The 17,310-nt window shown below is 71.3% G+C and carries 16 protein-coding genes; 5 read left to right on the top strand and 11 right to left on the bottom strand.

The features are described from left to right. Positions 1-59: 59 nt before the first annotated feature. The 7 genes from G9272_RS37750 to G9272_RS37720 all read right to left on the bottom strand — a co-directional run bounded on the left by G9272_RS37750 (position 60) and on the right by G9272_RS37720 (position 7,144). The gene (locus tag G9272_RS37750) at positions 60-848 is read right to left on the bottom strand and encodes an ABC transporter ATP-binding protein (protein WP_171400708.1); all 789 of its coding nucleotides are present in this window, start codon (positions 846-848) and stop codon (positions 60-62) included. Then, entirely contained in the window at positions 841-1,770 is a 930-nt protein-coding gene (locus G9272_RS37745; RefSeq protein WP_171400707.1) for an ABC transporter permease, read from the bottom strand. The genes G9272_RS37750 and G9272_RS37745 overlap by 8 nt, the downstream gene beginning before the upstream one ends. 99 nt (positions 1,771-1,869) lie before the next feature. Next, on the bottom strand, positions 1,870-2,754 hold the full coding sequence (locus G9272_RS37740) for a glycosyltransferase family 2 protein (protein ID WP_301272158.1): 885 nt from the start codon (positions 2,752-2,754) through the stop codon (positions 1,870-1,872). Then, positions 2,751-3,530, bottom strand: coding sequence for a CDP-alcohol phosphatidyltransferase family protein (locus tag G9272_RS37735; RefSeq protein WP_171400706.1), 780 nt, complete (start codon positions 3,528-3,530; stop codon positions 2,751-2,753). The genes G9272_RS37740 and G9272_RS37735 overlap by 4 nt, the downstream gene beginning before the upstream one ends. After that, entirely contained in the window at positions 3,508-4,569 is a 1,062-nt protein-coding gene (locus G9272_RS37730; protein WP_171400705.1) for an iron-containing alcohol dehydrogenase family protein, read from the bottom strand. Before G9272_RS37730 ends, G9272_RS37735 begins: the two co-directional genes overlap by 23 nt. Next, complete coding sequence (locus G9272_RS37725; RefSeq protein ID WP_171400704.1) at positions 4,557-5,309, bottom strand: sugar phosphate nucleotidyltransferase; 753 nt, start codon at positions 5,307-5,309, stop codon at positions 4,557-4,559. Before G9272_RS37725 ends, G9272_RS37730 begins: the two co-directional genes overlap by 13 nt. Continuing rightward, on the bottom strand, positions 5,306-7,144 hold the full coding sequence (locus G9272_RS37720) for a DUF5941 domain-containing protein (RefSeq protein ID WP_171400703.1): 1,839 nt from the start codon (positions 7,142-7,144) through the stop codon (positions 5,306-5,308). Before G9272_RS37720 ends, G9272_RS37725 begins: the two co-directional genes overlap by 4 nt. Before the next feature lie 625 nt (positions 7,145-7,769). On the opposite strand from G9272_RS37720, the gene G9272_RS37715 reads away from it, so the two are divergent. Both G9272_RS37715 and idi read left to right on the top strand, forming a co-directional pair. Beyond that, entirely contained in the window at positions 7,770-8,711 is a 942-nt protein-coding gene (locus tag G9272_RS37715; protein ID WP_171400702.1) for a cation diffusion facilitator family transporter, read from the top strand. Between the two features lie 188 nt (positions 8,712-8,899). Continuing rightward, positions 8,900-9,493 carry an isopentenyl-diphosphate Delta-isomerase gene (idi, locus tag G9272_RS37710; protein WP_171400701.1) on the top strand — a complete coding sequence of 198 codons (594 nt, stop codon included), beginning with the start codon at positions 8,900-8,902 and terminating at the stop codon, positions 9,491-9,493. Positions 9,494-9,496: 3 nt separating this feature from the next. Here the strand turns inward: idi and G9272_RS37705 are convergent, their stop codons facing one another. Further along, positions 9,497-10,024 carry an ATP-binding protein gene (locus G9272_RS37705; protein ID WP_171402345.1) on the bottom strand — a complete coding sequence of 176 codons (528 nt, stop codon included), beginning with the start codon at positions 10,022-10,024 and terminating at the stop codon, positions 9,497-9,499. 328 nt (positions 10,025-10,352) lie between these two features. Here G9272_RS37705 and G9272_RS37700 point away from each other — a divergent pair, with 328 nt between their 5' ends. Further along, on the top strand, positions 10,353-11,102 hold the full coding sequence (locus tag G9272_RS37700) for an enoyl-CoA hydratase/isomerase family protein (RefSeq protein WP_171400700.1): 750 nt from the start codon (positions 10,353-10,355) through the stop codon (positions 11,100-11,102). On the opposite strand, the gene G9272_RS37695 is transcribed toward G9272_RS37700, so the two are convergent. Continuing rightward, positions 11,089-11,724, bottom strand: a complete 636-nt coding sequence (locus G9272_RS37695; RefSeq protein ID WP_171400699.1) for a DJ-1/PfpI family protein — start codon at positions 11,722-11,724, stop codon at positions 11,089-11,091. The genes G9272_RS37700 and G9272_RS37695 overlap by 14 nt on opposite strands. Positions 11,725-11,752: 28 nt before the next feature. Then, positions 11,753-12,724: a GlxA family transcriptional regulator gene (locus tag G9272_RS37690; protein WP_171400698.1), complete on the bottom strand. Its 972-nt coding sequence runs from the start codon at positions 12,722-12,724 to the stop codon at positions 11,753-11,755. A 143-nt stretch (positions 12,725-12,867) separates the two neighbouring features. Between G9272_RS37690 and G9272_RS45580 the strand changes: the two genes are divergently transcribed. Next, entirely contained in the window at positions 12,868-12,999 is a 132-nt protein-coding gene (locus G9272_RS45580; protein ID WP_253268063.1) for an LPFR motif small protein, read from the top strand. A gap of 81 nt (positions 13,000-13,080) precedes the next feature. After that, complete coding sequence (locus G9272_RS37685) at positions 13,081-15,501, top strand: Tex family protein (protein ID WP_171400697.1); 2,421 nt, start codon at positions 13,081-13,083, stop codon at positions 15,499-15,501. Positions 15,502-15,577: 76 nt separating this feature from the next. Here the strand turns inward: G9272_RS37685 and abc-f are convergent, their stop codons facing one another. Further along, a complete protein-coding gene (gene abc-f, locus G9272_RS37680) occupies positions 15,578-17,218 on the bottom strand; it encodes a ribosomal protection-like ABC-F family protein (protein WP_171400696.1) in 1,641 nt (546 codons plus the stop codon). Between the last annotated feature and the right edge of the window lie 92 nt (positions 17,219-17,310).

Raw genomic sequence — 17,310 nt, 5'->3', positions numbered from 1 at the left:
TTCCTTTGCAGACGCAGGGCCCCGCCGGACAGTTCCGGCGGGGCCCTGGCCGAATCGCACTACTTGCCCGAGAACTTCTCGTACTCCCTGAGAACCTCATCGGTCGGGCCGTCCAGCCGTAGTTCGCCGCGTTCCAGCCACAGCACGCGGTCGCAGGTGTCCCTGATCGACTTGTTGCTGTGGCTCACCAGGAACACCGTGCCGGCGTGCTCGCGCAGCTCCCGGATGCGTTCCTCGGAGCGCCCCCGGAACTTCGCGTCGCCGGTGGCCAGGGCCTCGTCGATCATCAGGACGTCGTGGTCCTTGGCGGCGGCGATGGAGAAGCGCAGCCGGGCCTGCATGCCGGAGGAGTAGGTGCGCATCGGCAGGGTGATGAAGTCGCCCTTCTCGTTGATGCCGGAGAAGTCGACGATCTCCTGGAAGCGCTGCTTGATCTGCTCCCGGGACATGCCCATGGCGAGCCCGCCGAGGGTGACGTTGCGCTCGCCCGTGAGGTCGTTCATCAGGGCCGCGTTGACGCCGAGCAGCGAGGGCTGGCCGTCGGTGTAGACCTTGCCGCTCTCCGGCGGCAGCAGACCGGCGATGGCACGCAGCAGCGTGGACTTGCCCGAGCCGTTGGAGCCGATCAGACCGATGGCCTCGCCGCGGTGGGCGACGAAGGAGACACCGCGCACCGCGTGCACCTTGCGCACACCGCGAGCCGACTCGTCGGAACCGCGCTTGACGATGCGGCTGAGCGCGGCGGTGGCGCTGCCCCTGCCGCTCTTGGCGCCGTTGACCCGGTAGACGATGTGGACGTCGTCGGCGATGACGGTCGGGACCCCTTGCCCCGGGAGCGGCTCAACCACGGCCGTACCTCTCCTCCGCCTGCCAGAAGTACACGAAGCCGCCGATGGCGAAGAGAACGGCCCAGCCGCCCGCGACCGCCCAGACGTGCGCGGGAAGGTTCTCGGCGCCGTACTCCTCGATGAGCGCGAAGCGCATCAGGTCCATGTAGATGGCGGCCGGGTTCCACTGGAGGACGTTGGCCACCCACTGCGGCTTGTCCGCGAGGAAGACGGGGATGGAGAACATCACGCCGGACGCGTACATCCACGTCCGCATCACGAACGGCATCAGCTGCGCCAGGTCCGGGGTCTTCGCGCCGGCCCGGGCGAAGATCAGCGCCAGACCGGAGTTGAAGCAGAACTGAAGGACGAGGATCGGGACGATCAGCGCCCAGGAGGCATCCGGGTAGCTGCCGAAACCGATCACCACCACGAACAGCACCAGCATCGAGTACAGCAGTTGCTGGAGTTGCTGGAGGGCGAACGAGATCGGCAGCGAGGCACGCGGGAAGTGCAGGGCGCGGACCAGGCCGAGGTTGCCCGAGATCGCCCGGACACCGGTCATCACCGAGCTCTGCGTGAACATGAACACGAAGACGCCCGTCACGAGGAAGGGGATGTACACCTCCTTCGACATGCCACGGCCGGCGTTGAGGAGCAGGCCGAAGATCATGAAGTACACGGCCGCGTTCAGCAGCGGCGTGGCCACCTGCCACAGCTGGCCGAGCTTGGCCTGGCTGTACTGGGACGCCAGTTTCGCCCGGGAGAACGCCATGATGAAGTGCCGGCGCCCCCAGAGCTGCCGGACGTACTCCCGCAGCGCAGGCCGGGCGCCACTCACGGCCAGCCCGTACTTGGCGGCCAGCTGCGCCGCCGTGAGGCCCTCGTCGGGCGACGGAGGCGCAGTCACCACGACTCCGACGTCATGCGTTGTCTCACTCACAAGTAGGAACTTTCGTCTTCGGGATGCGCAGCCTTGACGAGGCCGGCATGAGCCGGGGGGCCCGCGGTACGGCCCGGGGTGCCCTCAGAAACGAGCTTGTCAGATCACCGGGGGCCGGCCCAGTCGGGTCAGCCGCCACACCGTACGCCACTTCATGGGTTTACGAGGTCCGCACGGAGTGCTCCAGCCTTCCCGGAAACCGCCGAACCACGCCTTCAGCGCGGACCCCGAGGGGCGCCGCGCCAGTGTGAGCAGCAGCCAGACCCCGAGGTAGACCGGGACCAGCGGGGCGGGAAGGTTGCGACGGGCCAGCCAGACACGGTTGCGGGCGACCATGCGGTGGTACACCGCGTGCCGCGAGGGCGCGGTCGTCGGGTGGTACAGCACCATGTCGGACCGGTAGTCGATCATCCAGCCCGCGTCGAGGGCCCGCCATGCCAGGTCGGTCTCCTCGTGGGCGTAGAAGAACTCGTCCGGGAGTCCGCCCACCTCCGCGAAGACCTTCGTGCGCACGGCGTTGGCGCCCCCGAGGAACGTGGTGACCCGGGAGGAGCGCATCGGGTCGGAGGCCCGCAGCCGGGGTACGTGGCGGCGCTGGGTGACACCGGTCTCCGGGTCGGCGATCCGGAAGCTGACGATGCCCAGCTTCGGATCGGCGTCGAAGGCCCGGCGGCACAGCTCGGCCGTGTCGTGGTGGGCCAGGAGGCCGTCGTCGTCCAGGAACAGCAGGACGTCGACGTCCCGGCCGCTGGGGCCGAAGGCCTCGATGCCGACGTTGCGGCCGCCGGGGATACCGAGGTTCTCGGGCAGCTCGATCGTCCTGACGCCCTCGGGGACGTCCGGGACGGGCGAGCCGTTGCCGACCACGACCACCTCGACCCGGTCGCCGTCCTGCTTGGCGATCGAGTCCAGCAGTGCTCTCAGCTCGTCGGGGCGGTTGCCCATGGTGATGACGACCGCGCCGACCTTCCCGGGCGCGCTCACTTCAGCCTGCTCGACGCGAGGATGGACACCAGGTGCAGCAGGGTCTGGAGCAGCGCGATGCCGGCCAGCACGGCCACGCCGAGCCGGGTGAAGAACAGGTCGTCGCGTACCTGGTCGACGACCGCCAGGACCAGGATCAGCAGCGACGCCTCGATGCCGAGGATCAGCCGGTGGAACTGGAGCGCCGAGGCGGCCCGGCGGGCCAGCGCCATCCCGGAGGAGCGCGGCTCGGACGCCGACTCCTTGACCGGCGGCAGACCGCCCTGGTGCCGGGCGACGCCGACGAGGTCGGTCTCGGCCTTGATCAGGATCGCGCCGAGTGCGGCCAGCGTGCCCAGGAAGGCCCAGAGCCAGTCGATGCGTCCGGTGCCCCACGGGTCGGCGGCGCGCAGGCCGAAGCCCACCAGGACGGCGGCGTCGGTGAGGTACGCCCCGACCCGGTCCAGATAGACCCCGCCGAGCGAGTACTGCTTCTTCCAGCGGGCGATCTCGCCGTCGACGCAGTCCAGCAGCAGATACATCTGGACGCACACCACGCCGAGCACGGCGCCCGTGATCCCCGGCACCAGCAGGGCCGGGGCCGCGAGCACGCCGAAGACGGTCATCAGGTACGTGAGCTGGTTGGGCGTGACCCTGGTGTTGACCAGGTAGCGGTCGACCCGCAGGGACACCTCACGCATGTAGAGGCGCCCCATCCAGTGCTCACCGCTGCGCCGGTCCTTCACCCCCGGAGGGTGGACGACCGGTCTGAGTTCAGCTACCGATGGCCTTGACATAGTCGGCGTAGATGTCCTTGATCTGTTCGGTCTTGAGGTCGAGGTGTTCGAGGATCGTGTAGCGGCCCGGCCGGGTCTCGGGAGCGAACTCCACGGCACGGACGAACTCGTCCACCGTGAAGCCGATCTCCTGCGGCAGGACCGGCAGTCCGTGCCGACGCAGCACCTGGGCCATGTAGGCCGACTCCTCGTGGGCTCCGCGCAGGTACATCGCGAAGGTCGCGCCGAGTCCGCACTGCTCGCCGTGGGCGGCCGCCCGCTTGGGGAAGAGCAGGTCGAAGGCGTGGTTGATCTCGTGGCACGCGCCGGAGGACGGGCGGGAGTCGCCCGACACCGACATCGCGATGCCGCTGAGCACCAGCGCCTCGGCCAGCACCTGGAGGAAGTCGGTGTCCCCGATGCCGCCCGGGTGGCGCAGCACCGCCTCGCCGGCCTGCCGGGCGATCGCGGCGGCGAGGCCGTCGATCTTCTCGCCCTTGATCCGGTTGGCGAGCTCCCAGTCCGCGATGGCGGAGATGTTGGAGACGGCGTCACCGATTCCGGCCCGTACATAGCGGACCGGGGCCTCGCGGATGACGTCCAGGTCGATCACGACGGCGATCGGGGTCGGGACCCCGTAGGAACCGCGACCGGCGTCGTTGTCGAGGGTGGCGACCGGGGAGCACAGGCCGTCGTGGGCGAGGTTCGTCGGGACGGCGACCAGGGACAGTCCGACGCGTGCCGCGGCGAACTTGGCACAGTCGATGATCTTGCCGCCGCCGAGGCCCACGACCGCGTCGTAGTGGCCGGCTCTTATGTCGCTCGCCAGCCGCACGGCGTCGTCGAGGGTGCCGCCGCCGACCTCGTACCAGGTGGCGCCGGGCAGGGCCGGGGTGAGGCGCTCGCGCAGCCGGGCGCCCGAGCCGCCGCTGACGGCGATCGCGAGCTTGCCCGAGTGCGAGATGCGCTCGTCGGCGAGGACCCCGACCAGGTCGTCGAGGGCACCCGGGCGGATGTCCACGACGACCGGTGAGGGGATCAGCCGGGTCAGTACTGGCACGCGATCTCCCGTCCACGGGCGAGATCGTCATGGTTGTCGATCTCGACCCACTTGACGTCGCCGATCGGCGCCACGTCGATACGGAAGCCCCGGTTCACCAGTTCCTGGTACCCGTGCTCGTAGAACTGCTGCGGGTCGGTCTCCCACACGGTCTTGAGCGCGTCGGCCAGCTCGGGGGCCGCGTCGCCCTCGATGAGGGTGACGCCGATGTACTCGCCGGTGGCCTCGGCCGGATCCATCAGCTTGGTGATCTTCGTCATGCCCTTCTCGGGGTCGACGACGACCTTCATCTCCTCGTCCGCGAGGGACTTCACGGTGTCGAGGGCGAGGATGATCTTCTTGCCCTCGCCACGGGCCGCGAGCAGCGTCTTCTCGACGGAGACGGGGTGGACGGTGTCGCCGTTGGCGAGGATCACCCCGTCCTTGAGGGCGTCACGACCGCACCACAGGGAGTAGGCGTTGTTCCACTCCTCGGCCTTGTCGTTGTCGATGAGGGTGAGCTTGAGGCCGTACTTCGCCTCCAGCGCCGCCCTGCGCTCGTACACGGCCTCCTTGCGGTAGCCGACGATGACCGCGACCTCGGTCAGACCGATCTCGGCGAAGTTGCCGAGCGTCAGGTCCAGCACCGTGGGCTCGCCCTCTATGCCCGCGGGCCCCACCGGCACCAGCGCCTTGGGCAGGCTGTCGGTGTAGGGGCGCAGACGCCGTCCGGCGCCGGCCGCCAGCACGAGGCCGATCATGCGGGTTCTCCTTCATCGTGTACGGACGGGGCGCCTGCCCGGTGGGCGGCGACCCAGAAGCGGATGCTCTCGAAGAGCACCACGACGGCGACGACCACGGCGAGGACCGTGAGCGCGACCGTGAACTGCGAGGTGGTGAGCAGTACGGCCAGCACGGCGACGAGCAGCGTGCGCCCGTCCTGCCCCCCGATGGCGCGCACCAGCCAGGCCGGCGGCGCTCCGGCGTTGCCGCGGATGCGGTACACCGTGTCGTAGTGATGGTAGGCGACGGCGGCGACGAGCCCGAAAGCCGCGGGAAGCGCCCCGTTCACATCGGCCCGGGCCGCGAGGACGAGGACCGTGCAGTACTCGCCGGCCCGGAAGAGCGGCGGGACCAGCCAGTCGAGGGCCCCCTTGAGGGGGCGGACGACGGCGTCGGCGGAGAGCAGGACGTACAGGACCGCGGCCACGAGGAGCGCGAAGCCCGGCCCGTCGAGCGCGGCCGCGAGGACCAGCAGGAGGACGCCGACGACCGCACTGAGCGGCGCCGGAATGCGGATGCCGGCGGGGAGCGTGCGGGCCAGCAGTTCGGTGAGCGGGCCGCTGTCCGCGAGGTCCGCCAGTGCCTGCGCCGCCCGGTCCGTCCGCCTGGCCCTGCGGGTCAGCGAGCGCAGGACCCGGCCCGCCGTGGTGTAGGTCGCCGCGAACGCGCAGCCGACGAGCAGCGCGTAGAAGGTGATGCGCGGGGTGGTGGCAGCGGTGAGAACGGCGATCATGGCCCATCGTTCGCCGATGGGCAGGACTATCATCCGCCGCACCCAGACCGTCCAGCCGACGCTGTCGAGCTTGTCGGAGAGGGCGGCGGTGGGGCTGGTGTTGGCGGTGGCGTCGTGGTTGGCCTCGTTGAAGGAGAAGTCCACGACGTGCCGACAGGTCTGGAGGACCATCGCGCCCAGCGCGAGGGCCCACACGTCGTCGCCGCCCCGGGCCGCGCCGAGCGCGAGGCCCGCGTAGTAGGCGTACTCCTTGGCTCGGTCGAAGGTGGCGTCGAGCCAGGCGCCGAGCGTGGAGTACTGCAAGGAGTAGCGGGCGAGCTGGCCGTCGGTGCAGTCCAGGACGAAGGACGCGATCAGCAGGACGCCGGCCGCGACGAACCCGCCCCGGGTGCCGGTGGCCGCGCAGGCCGCCGCGATCAGTGCGGTGATCAGCGAGGCGGTGGTGACCTGGTTGGGGGAGAGGCCGCGGCGGGCGCACCAGCGGGCGACGTAGCGCGAGTACGGGCTGATGCAGTACGTGGTGAAGAAGCCGTCGCGGGCCTTCACGGCCGACTTCAGGCGGACGGCCTCGTCGTCGACGGCGGCGACGGCCTGCCGTGCCTCGTTGCGGGCCTGCGGGTCGGCGGGGACCTCCGCGACCAGGCTGCCCAGTTCGGGGCGGTGCACGTCGACGCCGTCGGCGTCGAGGGCGGCGGCGACCCGGTCGGCGACGCTGTCGACGTCCCCCACGCTCGACTTCGCTCGCGCGGGCGCGCCCCCGTGAGCGGCGCCGCCGCTCGCCGAGTTCTCCCGGGCCATCGCGCGGGTCAGGGCCTGGCGGCCGGCCGGCTGCGCTGTCACCGCGCCCGGGATCGCGCCGAGCGGGAAGCGGGGGTCGGTGAGGCCGAGGCGCAGCGCGTGCTCGTGACCCACGAAGCGGGCGTCCACGACGGCGACGCGCTGGTCACCGGGGACGGCGGCGAGGAGGGCCTCGGCGTCACCGGCGTCGGAGGCGGTCCGGACGTCGAAGCCGAGGGACCGCAGATCGCCCTCGATCGACGATCCGGGGACCGGCGAGCCGGTGAGGATGGCGGTCGACAACCGAACTCACTCCCTGGGTCCGGCGCGTTGACGCCGGTCATGTACACGATGGAGGCGCCCCTTGGCTGCACCGGCGACTTCACCAGTGGCTGCACCAGGCGGGCGGCATGTCGGCAGAGGCTATCGGATGCCGGGAACGCCGTGTTCACCGCCCGTTCAGGCACGATCGACGCGGTCCGGCAGCACGGCTTGAGCGCGGCTTGAACCGGCCTTTGCCGAGATCATCATCGGTGATCGGCGGCCCGGGCGACAAACCGCGCCCCCCAGAGCCGACATCCAGGACATTGTCCACCGCGCCGGGGTGTCCGTACCGGTCGGCAGGGGTCCTTCCGGCATGACGTGGCCCATCACCGGCGGAGCGGGACAGAGCGGATACACCGGATACACAGGCGCACAGGACACATGCGACACGGGCCATGACCGGGGCCGGGGAGCGCGTCGGGCCGACGCGGCACCACTCCCGATCAGCAGGTGGGGGTGCCCTGACCTGCGATTCGTTTCCGCAGGTCAGGGCACATGACAACGGTGTTCAGTGCCGCGTTGCCGGATACCCCCCACCCGTAGTTCACTGTGATCGCGGGGCAGAACGCGACGGCCCACGACGGACCACAGAAGGGCTGCTTCCATGGGGGCTGGGCACGACCACGGCCATACGCACACGCACGTGCCGACCACCGGTACGGCCGCGGCGGCCTACCGGGGCAGACTGCGCGTCGCGCTGTCGATCACGCTCGCCGTCATGGTCGTCGAGATCGTCGGCGGGATGCTCGCCGACTCCCTCGCGCTGATCGCGGACGCCGCACACATGGCGACGGACGCGCTGGGCCTGGGTATGGCGCTGCTCGCCATCCACTTCGCCAACCGGCCGCCCAGCGAGACCCGCACCTTCGGGCTGGCCCGCGCCGAGATCCTGGCCGCCCTCGCCAACTGTCTGCTGCTGCTCGGGGTGGGCGGCTACGTCCTGTACGAGGCGGTCCAGCGGTTCTTCACTCCCGCCGCCACCGAGGGCGGGCTGATGATCTGGTTCGGCGCGTTCGGTCTGGTCGCGAACATGATCTCGATGTCGCTGCTGATGCGCGGCCAGTCGGAGAGCCTGAACGTGCGCGGGGCGTTCCTGGAGGTGGCGGCGGACGCGCTGGGATCGGTGGCGGTGCTGATCTCGGCGGTGGTGATCCTGACCACCGGCTGGCAGGCCGCCGACCCGGTCGCCTCGCTCGTCATCGGCCTGATGATCGTGCCGCGCACCGTGAAGCTGCTGCGCGAGACGCTCGACGTGCTGCTGGAGTCGGCCCCCAAGGACGTCGACATGGCGGAGGTGCGGTCCCACATACTCGCCCTGGACGGGGTGGAGGACGTCCACGATCTGCACGCGTGGACCATCACCTCCGGGATGCCGGTGCTGTCGGCGCACGTGGTGGTGCGCTCGGACGTACTGAACGCGATCGGCCACGAGAAGATGCTGCACGAGCTCCAGGGCTGCCTGGGCCACCACTTCGACGTGGAGCACTGCACCTTCCAGCTGGAGCCGAGCGGGCACGCCGAGCACGAGGCGCGGCTCTGTCACTGAGCGTGCACCGGCCCTCCGCGCCGCGTGATCCGCACAGACGTTCAGGAAGGTTCCCCGTTCCCGCCGCCGGGCAAGATCACCTACCGGGCCCCTTGCCGCGCGGGACATGCGCGCTTTCGCGTGAAGTGCCGGGAGCGCCGGACGCGTACGGCAGACTGGGGACGCGAGGACCGATGCTAAGGATGGGTATGCCGATCACACCTGCCACCGCGACACACACGTCGTCGAACGGCACCGCGGACGCGATCTTGCTGGAGCTGGTCGACGAGAACGGCGTCACGATCGGCACCGCGGAGAAGCTGGCCGCCCATCAGCCGCCGGGGCAGCTGCACCGCGCCTTCTCCGTGTTCCTCTTCGACGAGCGGGGCCGGCTGCTGCTCCAGCAGCGGGCGCTCGGCAAGTACCACTCCCCCGGTGTGTGGTCCAACACCTGCTGCGGTCACCCCTACCCCGGTGAGGCGCCGTTCGCGGCGGCCGCGCGGCGTACCTTCGAGGAGCTCGGCGTCTCCCCGTCGCTGCTCGCCGAGGCGGGCACGGTCCGCTACAACCACCCGGATCCGGAGTCGGGCCTGGTGGAGCAGGAGTACAACCACCTGTTCGTCGGGCTGGTGCAGTCCCCGCTGCGGCCGGACGCGGAGGAGGTCGGGAACACGGCCTTCGTGACGCCCGCCGAGCTGGCGGAGCGGCACGCCAGGGACACGTTCTCCGCGTGGTTCATGACCGTGCTGGACGCGGCGCGCCCGGCGGTCAGAGAGCTGACGGGGCCGTCGGCCGGCTGGTGACCCTCAGGGCACCCGCACGGGCTTGAGCGGCAGGGCCGCCCAGATCACCTTGCCGCCGCCCGCTGTGTGCTCGACGTCGCAGACCCCGCCCGCCTCCCGGGTGATCTCCCGCACCAGCAGCAGCCCCCGGCCGCCCGTGCGGCCGTGGTCGGCCTCCAGGGCGGTCGGGCGGTAGGGGTGGTTGTCCTCCACCGACACCCGCACCCACTCGGCCCCGACCGCCACCTCCACGGCGAGCACCGGCGACAGCACCGCCGCGTGCCGGACGGCGTTGGTCACCAGCTCGGAGACGATCAGCAGGAGTCCCTGCGCCAGGTCGTCGGAGACCGGCACCCCCTGGCGGTACAGCAGGTCCCGCACGGCGTGTCGCGCCTGCGGGACCGAGGCGTCCACGGCGGGAGCGGTGAATCGCCAGACGCCTTCGTAGGGCAGCGGCCGGGGCACGGCTTCCACAGAGGGTGCAGAGGGCTCGGAGGGTTCGCCCGGGGCGCCCTCTGGGCGTGGGTCGGGCCCGCGCCCTTGATCGTCCATCGTCCGGTCGCCACCCTCGCGCTCGATTGTCACCACACGTGAAGTGTTGGTACCGAGGCACTCTCCTCCAGATGACTGAACAGAAGTCAGCAGTTATCGAACGTTTCCGACCGGCCGCGGATGCCGAAGTCGACCGCAGGACCGTTCCTGTCGTATCCGCGCCGCCTTCGCGCACTCTTCGGGTTGTACGGGTTCGACGGCGCCGCTCCTCCCCTTTGGCCGCCTTTGATCGTCTTTCGTTGTCTCCGACTCCCTTTGCCGCCGGTGTCGTACCTGTCACATCGACCTCTTCGATCATGCGGACGAGCTGGTGGTTAGCATCCGGAGCATGGAGCCCGATCTGCTGCACGGCGTCACCGACGCGGTCGCCACCGTCGTCCTGCACCACCCGGCGAAGCGCAACGCCATGACGGCCGCGATGTGGGCGGCGCTGCCCCCGTTGCTCGACACGCTGGCCGCCGACCCGGCGGTGCGGGCGCTGGTGCTGACCGGCGCGGGCGGCACCTTCTGCGCAGGGGCCGACATCTCCACGCTCCAGGGGTCGTCGCAGGAGGCGCAGGAGCTGGCGGTGCGTGCCGAGGAGGCCCTGGCGGCGTTCCCGAAGCCGACCCTGGCCGCGGTCCGGGGGCACTGCGTCGGCGGTGGCGCCCAGCTCGCCGTGGCGTGCGACCTGCGGTTCGCCGAGGAGGGCGCGCAGTTCGGGGTGACACCGGCGAAGCTCGGGATCGTCTACGCGTCCACCGCCACCCGGCGCCTGGTGTCCCTGGTGGGCCCGGCCACCGCCAAGTACCTGCTGTTCTCGGGCGAGTTGATCGACACCGAGCGGGCGCTGCGCACGGGTCTGGTCGACGAGGTGCTGCCCGTCGACGGACTCGAGCAGCGCGTCGCGGAGTTCACCCGCGTGCTGGTGTCCCGCTCACAGCTGACGCAGGCCGCCGCGAAGGAGTTCGCGAACGGCCGCGGGGACCGGGACGCCCACTGGAGCGCGCAGGCGCGCGGCAGCGGCGACACCGCGGAGGGCGTCGCCGCGTTCCTGGAGCGCAGGGAGCCGCGCTTCACCTGGACTACGTCAGGATGAAGCGGCTGCGGGCCCGCAGCTTCTCCACGAGGTGGGCGGGTGCCTTGTGCGGGGCGCCCGCGTCGTAGGGCGGCTGCGGGTCGTACTCCGTGCCCAGCTGGACGGCCCGGGCATGGTCGTCGCCCGCGATCCGGCCGAGCAGGGCGAGTCCCATGTCGATGCCGGACGAGACACCGGCCGCGGTGACGTACTTGCCGTCGAAGACGACGCGTTCGCCGGTCGGTTCGACACCGAACGCCTCGAGCTGCCGGAGGGCCAGCCAGTGGGAGGTGGCCCGGCGGCCTTCGAGGAGACCCGCGGCGGCGAGCAGCAGGGAGCCGGAGCACACGGATGTCGTCCAGGTGCTGGTGGCGTCGGCGGTCCGGAGCCAGTCGAGCAGGGGCTCGTGGTCCATCAGCGCGCTCTGGCCGGGCCCCCCGGAGACGATCACGACGTCGGGGGCGGGGACCTCGGACAGCGCCCGGTCGGCGGTGACGGCCAGGAAGCCGGTCTCCGTGCGGACGGGCCCTCTCTCCTCGGCCACGAAGACGGTCTCCGCGCCCGGGGCGCGGGAGAGCATCTCGTACGGGCCCACGACGTCGAGGGCGGTGAAGCGGTCGTAGACGACGACGGCGATCTGCATGGGTTCCTCTCGTTGGGCTCATGGGGCTTCAGTGGACGGGCGCGGGGCGGAACCGGCGGCGGTACTCCCCCGGGGGCGTCCCGAGCGCCTTGACGAAGGCGCGCCGCATGGCCTCGGGGGTGCCGTAGCCGCTGGCGCGGGAGATCTCCTCGACGCCGTCCGCCGTGTCCTCCAGCAGACGGCGGGCGTGCTCCAGGCGGACCCGGTCGACATAGCGGCCGGGCGTCATGCCCGTCTCGTCGCGGAAGGCGCGGGCGAAGTGGCGCGGGGAGAGCAGGGCGCGGGCGGCGAGCGACTCGACGCTCAGATCGGCGGCGGGATGCTCGGTGATCCACTGCTGGACCTCCCGCAAGGGCGCGCGCTCGGCCGTCTGGGCGGCCAGCTGTGCGCTGAACTGGGCCTGGTTCCCGGGCCGGCGCAGAAAGACGACCAGGTGACGGGCGATGGTCAGCGCCGCGTCGCGGCCGAGGTCCTCCTCGACCAGGGCGAGGGCCAGGTCGATGCCGGAGGTGACGCCGGCCGAGGTGTAGACGTGCCCGTCCCGGACGTAGATCGGGTCCGGGTCGACCCGCACGGCCGGGTGGTCGCCGGCGAGCCTGTCGCAGTACGCCCAGTGGGTCGTCGCCCGGCGGCCGTCCAGCAGACCCGCGGCGGCGAGCAGGGTCGCGCCGGTGCAGACCGAGACGAGGCGCTCCGCGCGCGGGGCGTGGACGCGCAGCCAGTCCGTCAGCGGCGTGGTGTCCGGGCGGCGGGTGCCCCGGCCGCCGGGGACGAGCAGCGTGTGCGGGTCGCACGCGCGCGTGAGGGCCCCGTCCGGTACGAGGGTCAGCCCGCTGGAGGTGCGCACGGGAGTGCCGTCCAGGGAGGCCGTGCGGATCCGGTAGGTGCCCGGGGTGTGCCGCTCGGCGCCCGCGAAGACCTCCAGGGGGCCGGTCACGTCGAGACTCTGGACTCCGTCGAAGAGCACGATGAGAACGGTGGGAACGGTTCGCTGCGCCATGGGGACGATTCTTCGCGGGCGGGCCCAGGGCGGCAATGACGGGTTCCCCACCTTTCCTGCCATGGCTCGTGGGCATGGCCCGACGATCTCGAGGTACTCGGTCTTCCTCGGCCGGAGCGGCCGGACGACGAAAGGGGAAGCTCGTGTTCCGTGCGATCGCAGACGTACTGCGGCAGATCGGTGGCGCCATCGCCACTGTGGTGACACTGCCTTTCCGGGCGCTGGCCCGGCTCTTCGGCGGGGCCTCGGGCTCCAGCAGGAGCCGCAGGGCCTGATGGTCGCGCCCTGATCCCCGGGTGTCGGTGTCACCTGCCACAATTGCCGCGCAACCTCAGTGGAGAAGGCGGTACGGGATCGTGACGACACCCGGGTCCATCGAAGTAGGGTCCATCGAAGGCAGGATCGCCGAGGAACTCGGCGTACGGCAGCGGCAGGTGAAGGCCGCCGTGGAGCTGCTCGACGGCGGCTCGACGGTGCCTTTCATCGCCCGCTACCGCAAGGAAGCGACCGAGATGCTCGACGACGCGCAGCTGCGCACGATCGAGGAGCGGCTGCGCTACCTGCGGGAGCTGGAGGAGCGGCGGACGGCGATCCTGGAGTCGGTGGGCGAGCAGGGCAAGCTCACCGACGCGCTCCGGGCGCAGATCCTCGGCGCCGAGACCAAGGCGCGGCTGGAGGACATCTACCTGCCGTACAAGCCCAAGCGGCGCACCAAGGCGCAGATCGCGCGCGAGGCGGGCCTCGAACCGCTCGCCGAGGGGCTGCTCGGCGACCCGACGGTCGATCCGCTCGCGGCGGCCGCCGCGTTCGTCGACGCCGACAAGGGCGTCGCCGATCCGCAGGCCGCGCTGGACGGCGCGCGGGCGATCCTCACCGAGCGGTTCTCGGAGGACGCCGACCTGATCGGCGAACTGCGCGAGCGCATGTGGGGCCGCGGCCGGCTCGCCGCCAAGGTGCGCGACGGCAAGGAGGAGGCGGGCGCGAAGTTCGCCGACTACTTCGACTTCGCCGAGCCGTTCACCGCACTGCCCTCGCACCGCGTCCTGGCGATGCTGCGCGGCGAGAAGGAGGAGGTCCTCGACCTCGTCCTGGAGCCGGAGGAGCCCTCCGAGCAGCCCGGTCCCTCGTCGTACGAGGGGATCGTGGCGCGCCGGTTCGACATCGCCGACCGCGGCAGGCCGGGCGACAAGTGGCTGACGGACACCGTCCGCTGGGCCTGGCGCACCCGCATCCTCGTCCACCTCGGCATCGACCTGCGGCTGCGGCTGCGGACGGCCGCCGAGGACGAGGCCGTCGACGTCTTCGCCGCCAACCTCCGCGACCTGCTGCTCGCCGCCCCGGCCGGCACGCGCGCGACGCTGGGCCTGGACCCCGGCTTCCGTACGGGCGTGAAGGTCGCCGTCGTGGACGCGACCGGCAAGGTCGTCGCCACGGACGTGATCTACCCGCACGTCCCGGCGAACAAGTGGGACGAGGCGATCGCCAAGCTCGCGCGGCTGGCGAAGGAGCACACGGTCGACCTGGTCGCCATCGGCAACGGCACGGCCTCCCGCGAGACCGACAAGCTCGCCGGTGAACTCATCACCAAGCACCCGGAACTGAATCTCACCAAGGTGATGGTGTCCGAGGCGGGTGCCTCCGTGTACTCGGCCTCCGCCTTCGCCTCCCAGGAGCTCCCCGACATGGACGTGTCGCTGCGCGGCGCCGTGTCGATCGCGCGCCGGCTCCAGGATCCGCTCGCCGAGCTGGTGAAGATCGACCCGAAGTCGATCGGTGTCGGCCAGTACCAGCACGACCTGTCCGAGGTGAAGCTGTCGCGTTCGCTGGACGCGGTGGTGGAGGACTGTGTGAACGGCGTGGGCGTGGACGTCAACACGGCCTCGGCGCGGCTCCTCTCGCGGGTGTCCGGCATCTCCACCGGACTCGCCGAGAACATCGTGGCGCACCGGGACTCCAACGGGCCCTTCACCTCCCGTTCCGAGCTGAAGAAGGTGGCCCGGCTCGGCCCGAAGGCGTACGAGCAGTGCGCGGGCTTCCTGCGCATCCGCGGCGGCAGCGACCCGCTGGACTCCTCCAGCGTGCACCCGGAGGCGTACCCGGTGGTGCGGCGCATGGTGAAGACCTCCGGCCAGCAGGTGGCGTCCCTCATCGGCAACACGGGTGTCCTGCGCTCGCTGCGGCCGACGGACTTCGTGGACGAGACGTTCGGTCTGCCGACCGTCACGGACATCCTCAAGGAGCTCGAGAAGCCCGGGCGCGACCCGCGGCCCGCCTTCAAGACGGCCACCTTCAAGGAGGGCGTGGAGAAGATCTCCGACCTGTCCTCCGGGATGGTCCTGGAGGGGGTCGTGACGAACGTGGCGGCCTTCGGGGCGTTCATCGACGTCGGTGTCCACCAGGACGGCCTGGCGCACGTGTCCGCGCTGTCGAAGACGTTCGTCAAGGACCCCAGGGACGTCGTCAAGCCCGGTGACATCGTCAAGGTGAAGGTCCTCGACATCGACATCCCGCGCAAGCGGATCTCGCTGACGCTGCGGCTGGACGACGAGGCGGCCCCGCAGGGCGGTCAGGGCCAGTCCTCCGGCGGGAGCCGACCGCAGCGGGGCGGCGGGCGCCCGCCGCAGCAGCGCCAGCAGGGCGGCCAGCGCGGCGGAGGTGCCGGCGGTGGCGGTGGCGGTGGCGGCGGTTCGCGCCAGGCTCCCGCTCCGGGCAACAGCGCGATGGCCGACGCACTGCGCCGAGCGGGCCTTGTCGACCCCAAGAAGGGCAGGCGCTGACACCGCCGAGCAACACCGGGGCCCGGCCCGCCGGGCCCCGGCAGTCCCCGTGAAACGGGGACCGGCCTCGGGTGCCCTAGCGCTCGGTCACCTTGCCGTCCGCGATCTCCAGGCGGCGCGTGACATGGACCGCGTCCAGCATGCGCCGGTCGTGGGTGACCAGGAGCAGTGTGCCCTCGTAGGCGTCGAGGGCCGACTCCAGCTGCTCGATGGCCGGGAGGTCGAGGTGGTTCGTCGGCTCGTCGAGGACGAGAAGGTTGACGCCCCGCCCCTGGAGCAGCGCGAGGGCCGCGCGGGTGCGTTCGCCGGGTGACAGGGTGGCCGCCGAACGCGTGACGTGGTCCGACTTCAGGCCGAACTTGGCCAGCAGGGTGCGCACCTCGGCCGGTTCGGTGTCGGGTACGGCCGCGCGGAACGCGTCCAGCAGGGACTCGGAGCCGTGGAACAGCTGCCGTGCCTGGTCGACCTCGCCGACCAGGACGCCCGAGCCCAGGGTGGCCTGTCCGGCGTCCAGCGGGACCCGGCCGAGGAGCGCGCCGAGGAAGGTCGACTTGCCCGCGCCGTTCGCGCCGGTGACCGCGACCCGGTCGGCCCAGTCGATCTGAAGGGACACCGGCCCGAAGGTGAAGTCACCGCGCCGTACCTCGGCCTCGCGCAGGGTCGCGACCACCGCGCCGGACCGCGGCGCGGACGCGATCTCCATGCGCAGCTCCCACTCCTTGCGCGGCTCCTCGACGGTCTCGAGGCGCTCGATCATGCGCTGGGTCTGCCGGGCCTTCGCGGCCTGCTTCTCGCTGGCCTCGCTGCGGAACTTGCGGCCGATCTTGTCGTTGTCGTTGCTCGCCTTGCGGCGCGCGTTCTTCACGCCCTTGTCCATCCAGGAGCGCTGGGTCTGCGCGCGGTCCTGGAGGGCCGCCTTCTTGTCGGCGTACTCCTCGAAGTCCTCGCGGGCGTGCCGGCGGGCCACGTCCCGCTCCTCCAGGTAGGCGTCGTAGCCGCCGCCGTAGAGGTTGATCTGCTGCTGGGCGAGGTCGAGTTCGAGGACCTTGGTGACCGTGCGGGTGAGGAACTCGCGGTCGTGGCTGACGACGACGGTCCCGGCGCGCAGACCCTTCACGAAGCGTTCCAGACGCTCCAGGCCGTCGAGGTCGAGGTCGTTGGTCGGCTCGTCGAGCAGGAAGACGTCGTAGCGCGAGAGCAGGAGGGAGGCTAGGCCCGCGCGGGCGGCCTGACCGCCGGACAGGGAGGTCATCGGCTGGTCGAGGCCTACTCCGAGACCGAGCGAGTCGGTGACCTCCTCGGCGCGCTCGTCGAGGTCGGCGCCGCCGAGGTCGAGCCAGCGCTCGAGGCTCGTCGCATAGGCGTCGTCGGCGCCGGGTGCCCCGTCGACCAGGGCCTGGGTGGCCTCGTCCATGGTGCGCTGTGCCTCGGCGACGCCGGTGCGGCGGGCGAGGAACTCGCGCACGCTCTCGCCGGGGCGGCGTTCCGGTTCCTGGGGCAGATGGCCGACGCTCGCGGTCGGCGGGGAGAGCCTGAGCTCGCCCTGCTCGGGCGCGGTGAGCCCGGCGAGCAGCTTCAGCAGGGTGGACTTGCCGGCGCCGTTGGCACCGACCAGCCCGATCACGTCCCCGGGGGCGACGACGAGGTCGAGCCCGGAGAAGAGGGAGCGGTCGCCGTGGCCGGCGGCGAGGTTCTTGGCGACGAGGGTGGCAGTCATCAGGTCGTAGATCCTAGTGGTCGTCCGGGGGTGCGGTCGCGCCGGATTCCCCGCGATCTCGCTGTTCGGCCGTGCGGTCGGTTAACGTCCGG

This window comes from Streptomyces asoensis (assembly GCF_013085465.1).
Lineage (GTDB): Bacteria > Actinomycetota > Actinomycetes > Streptomycetales > Streptomycetaceae > Streptomyces > Streptomyces cacaoi_A.
This window is presented reverse-complemented; position numbering and strand designations above follow the sequence as displayed.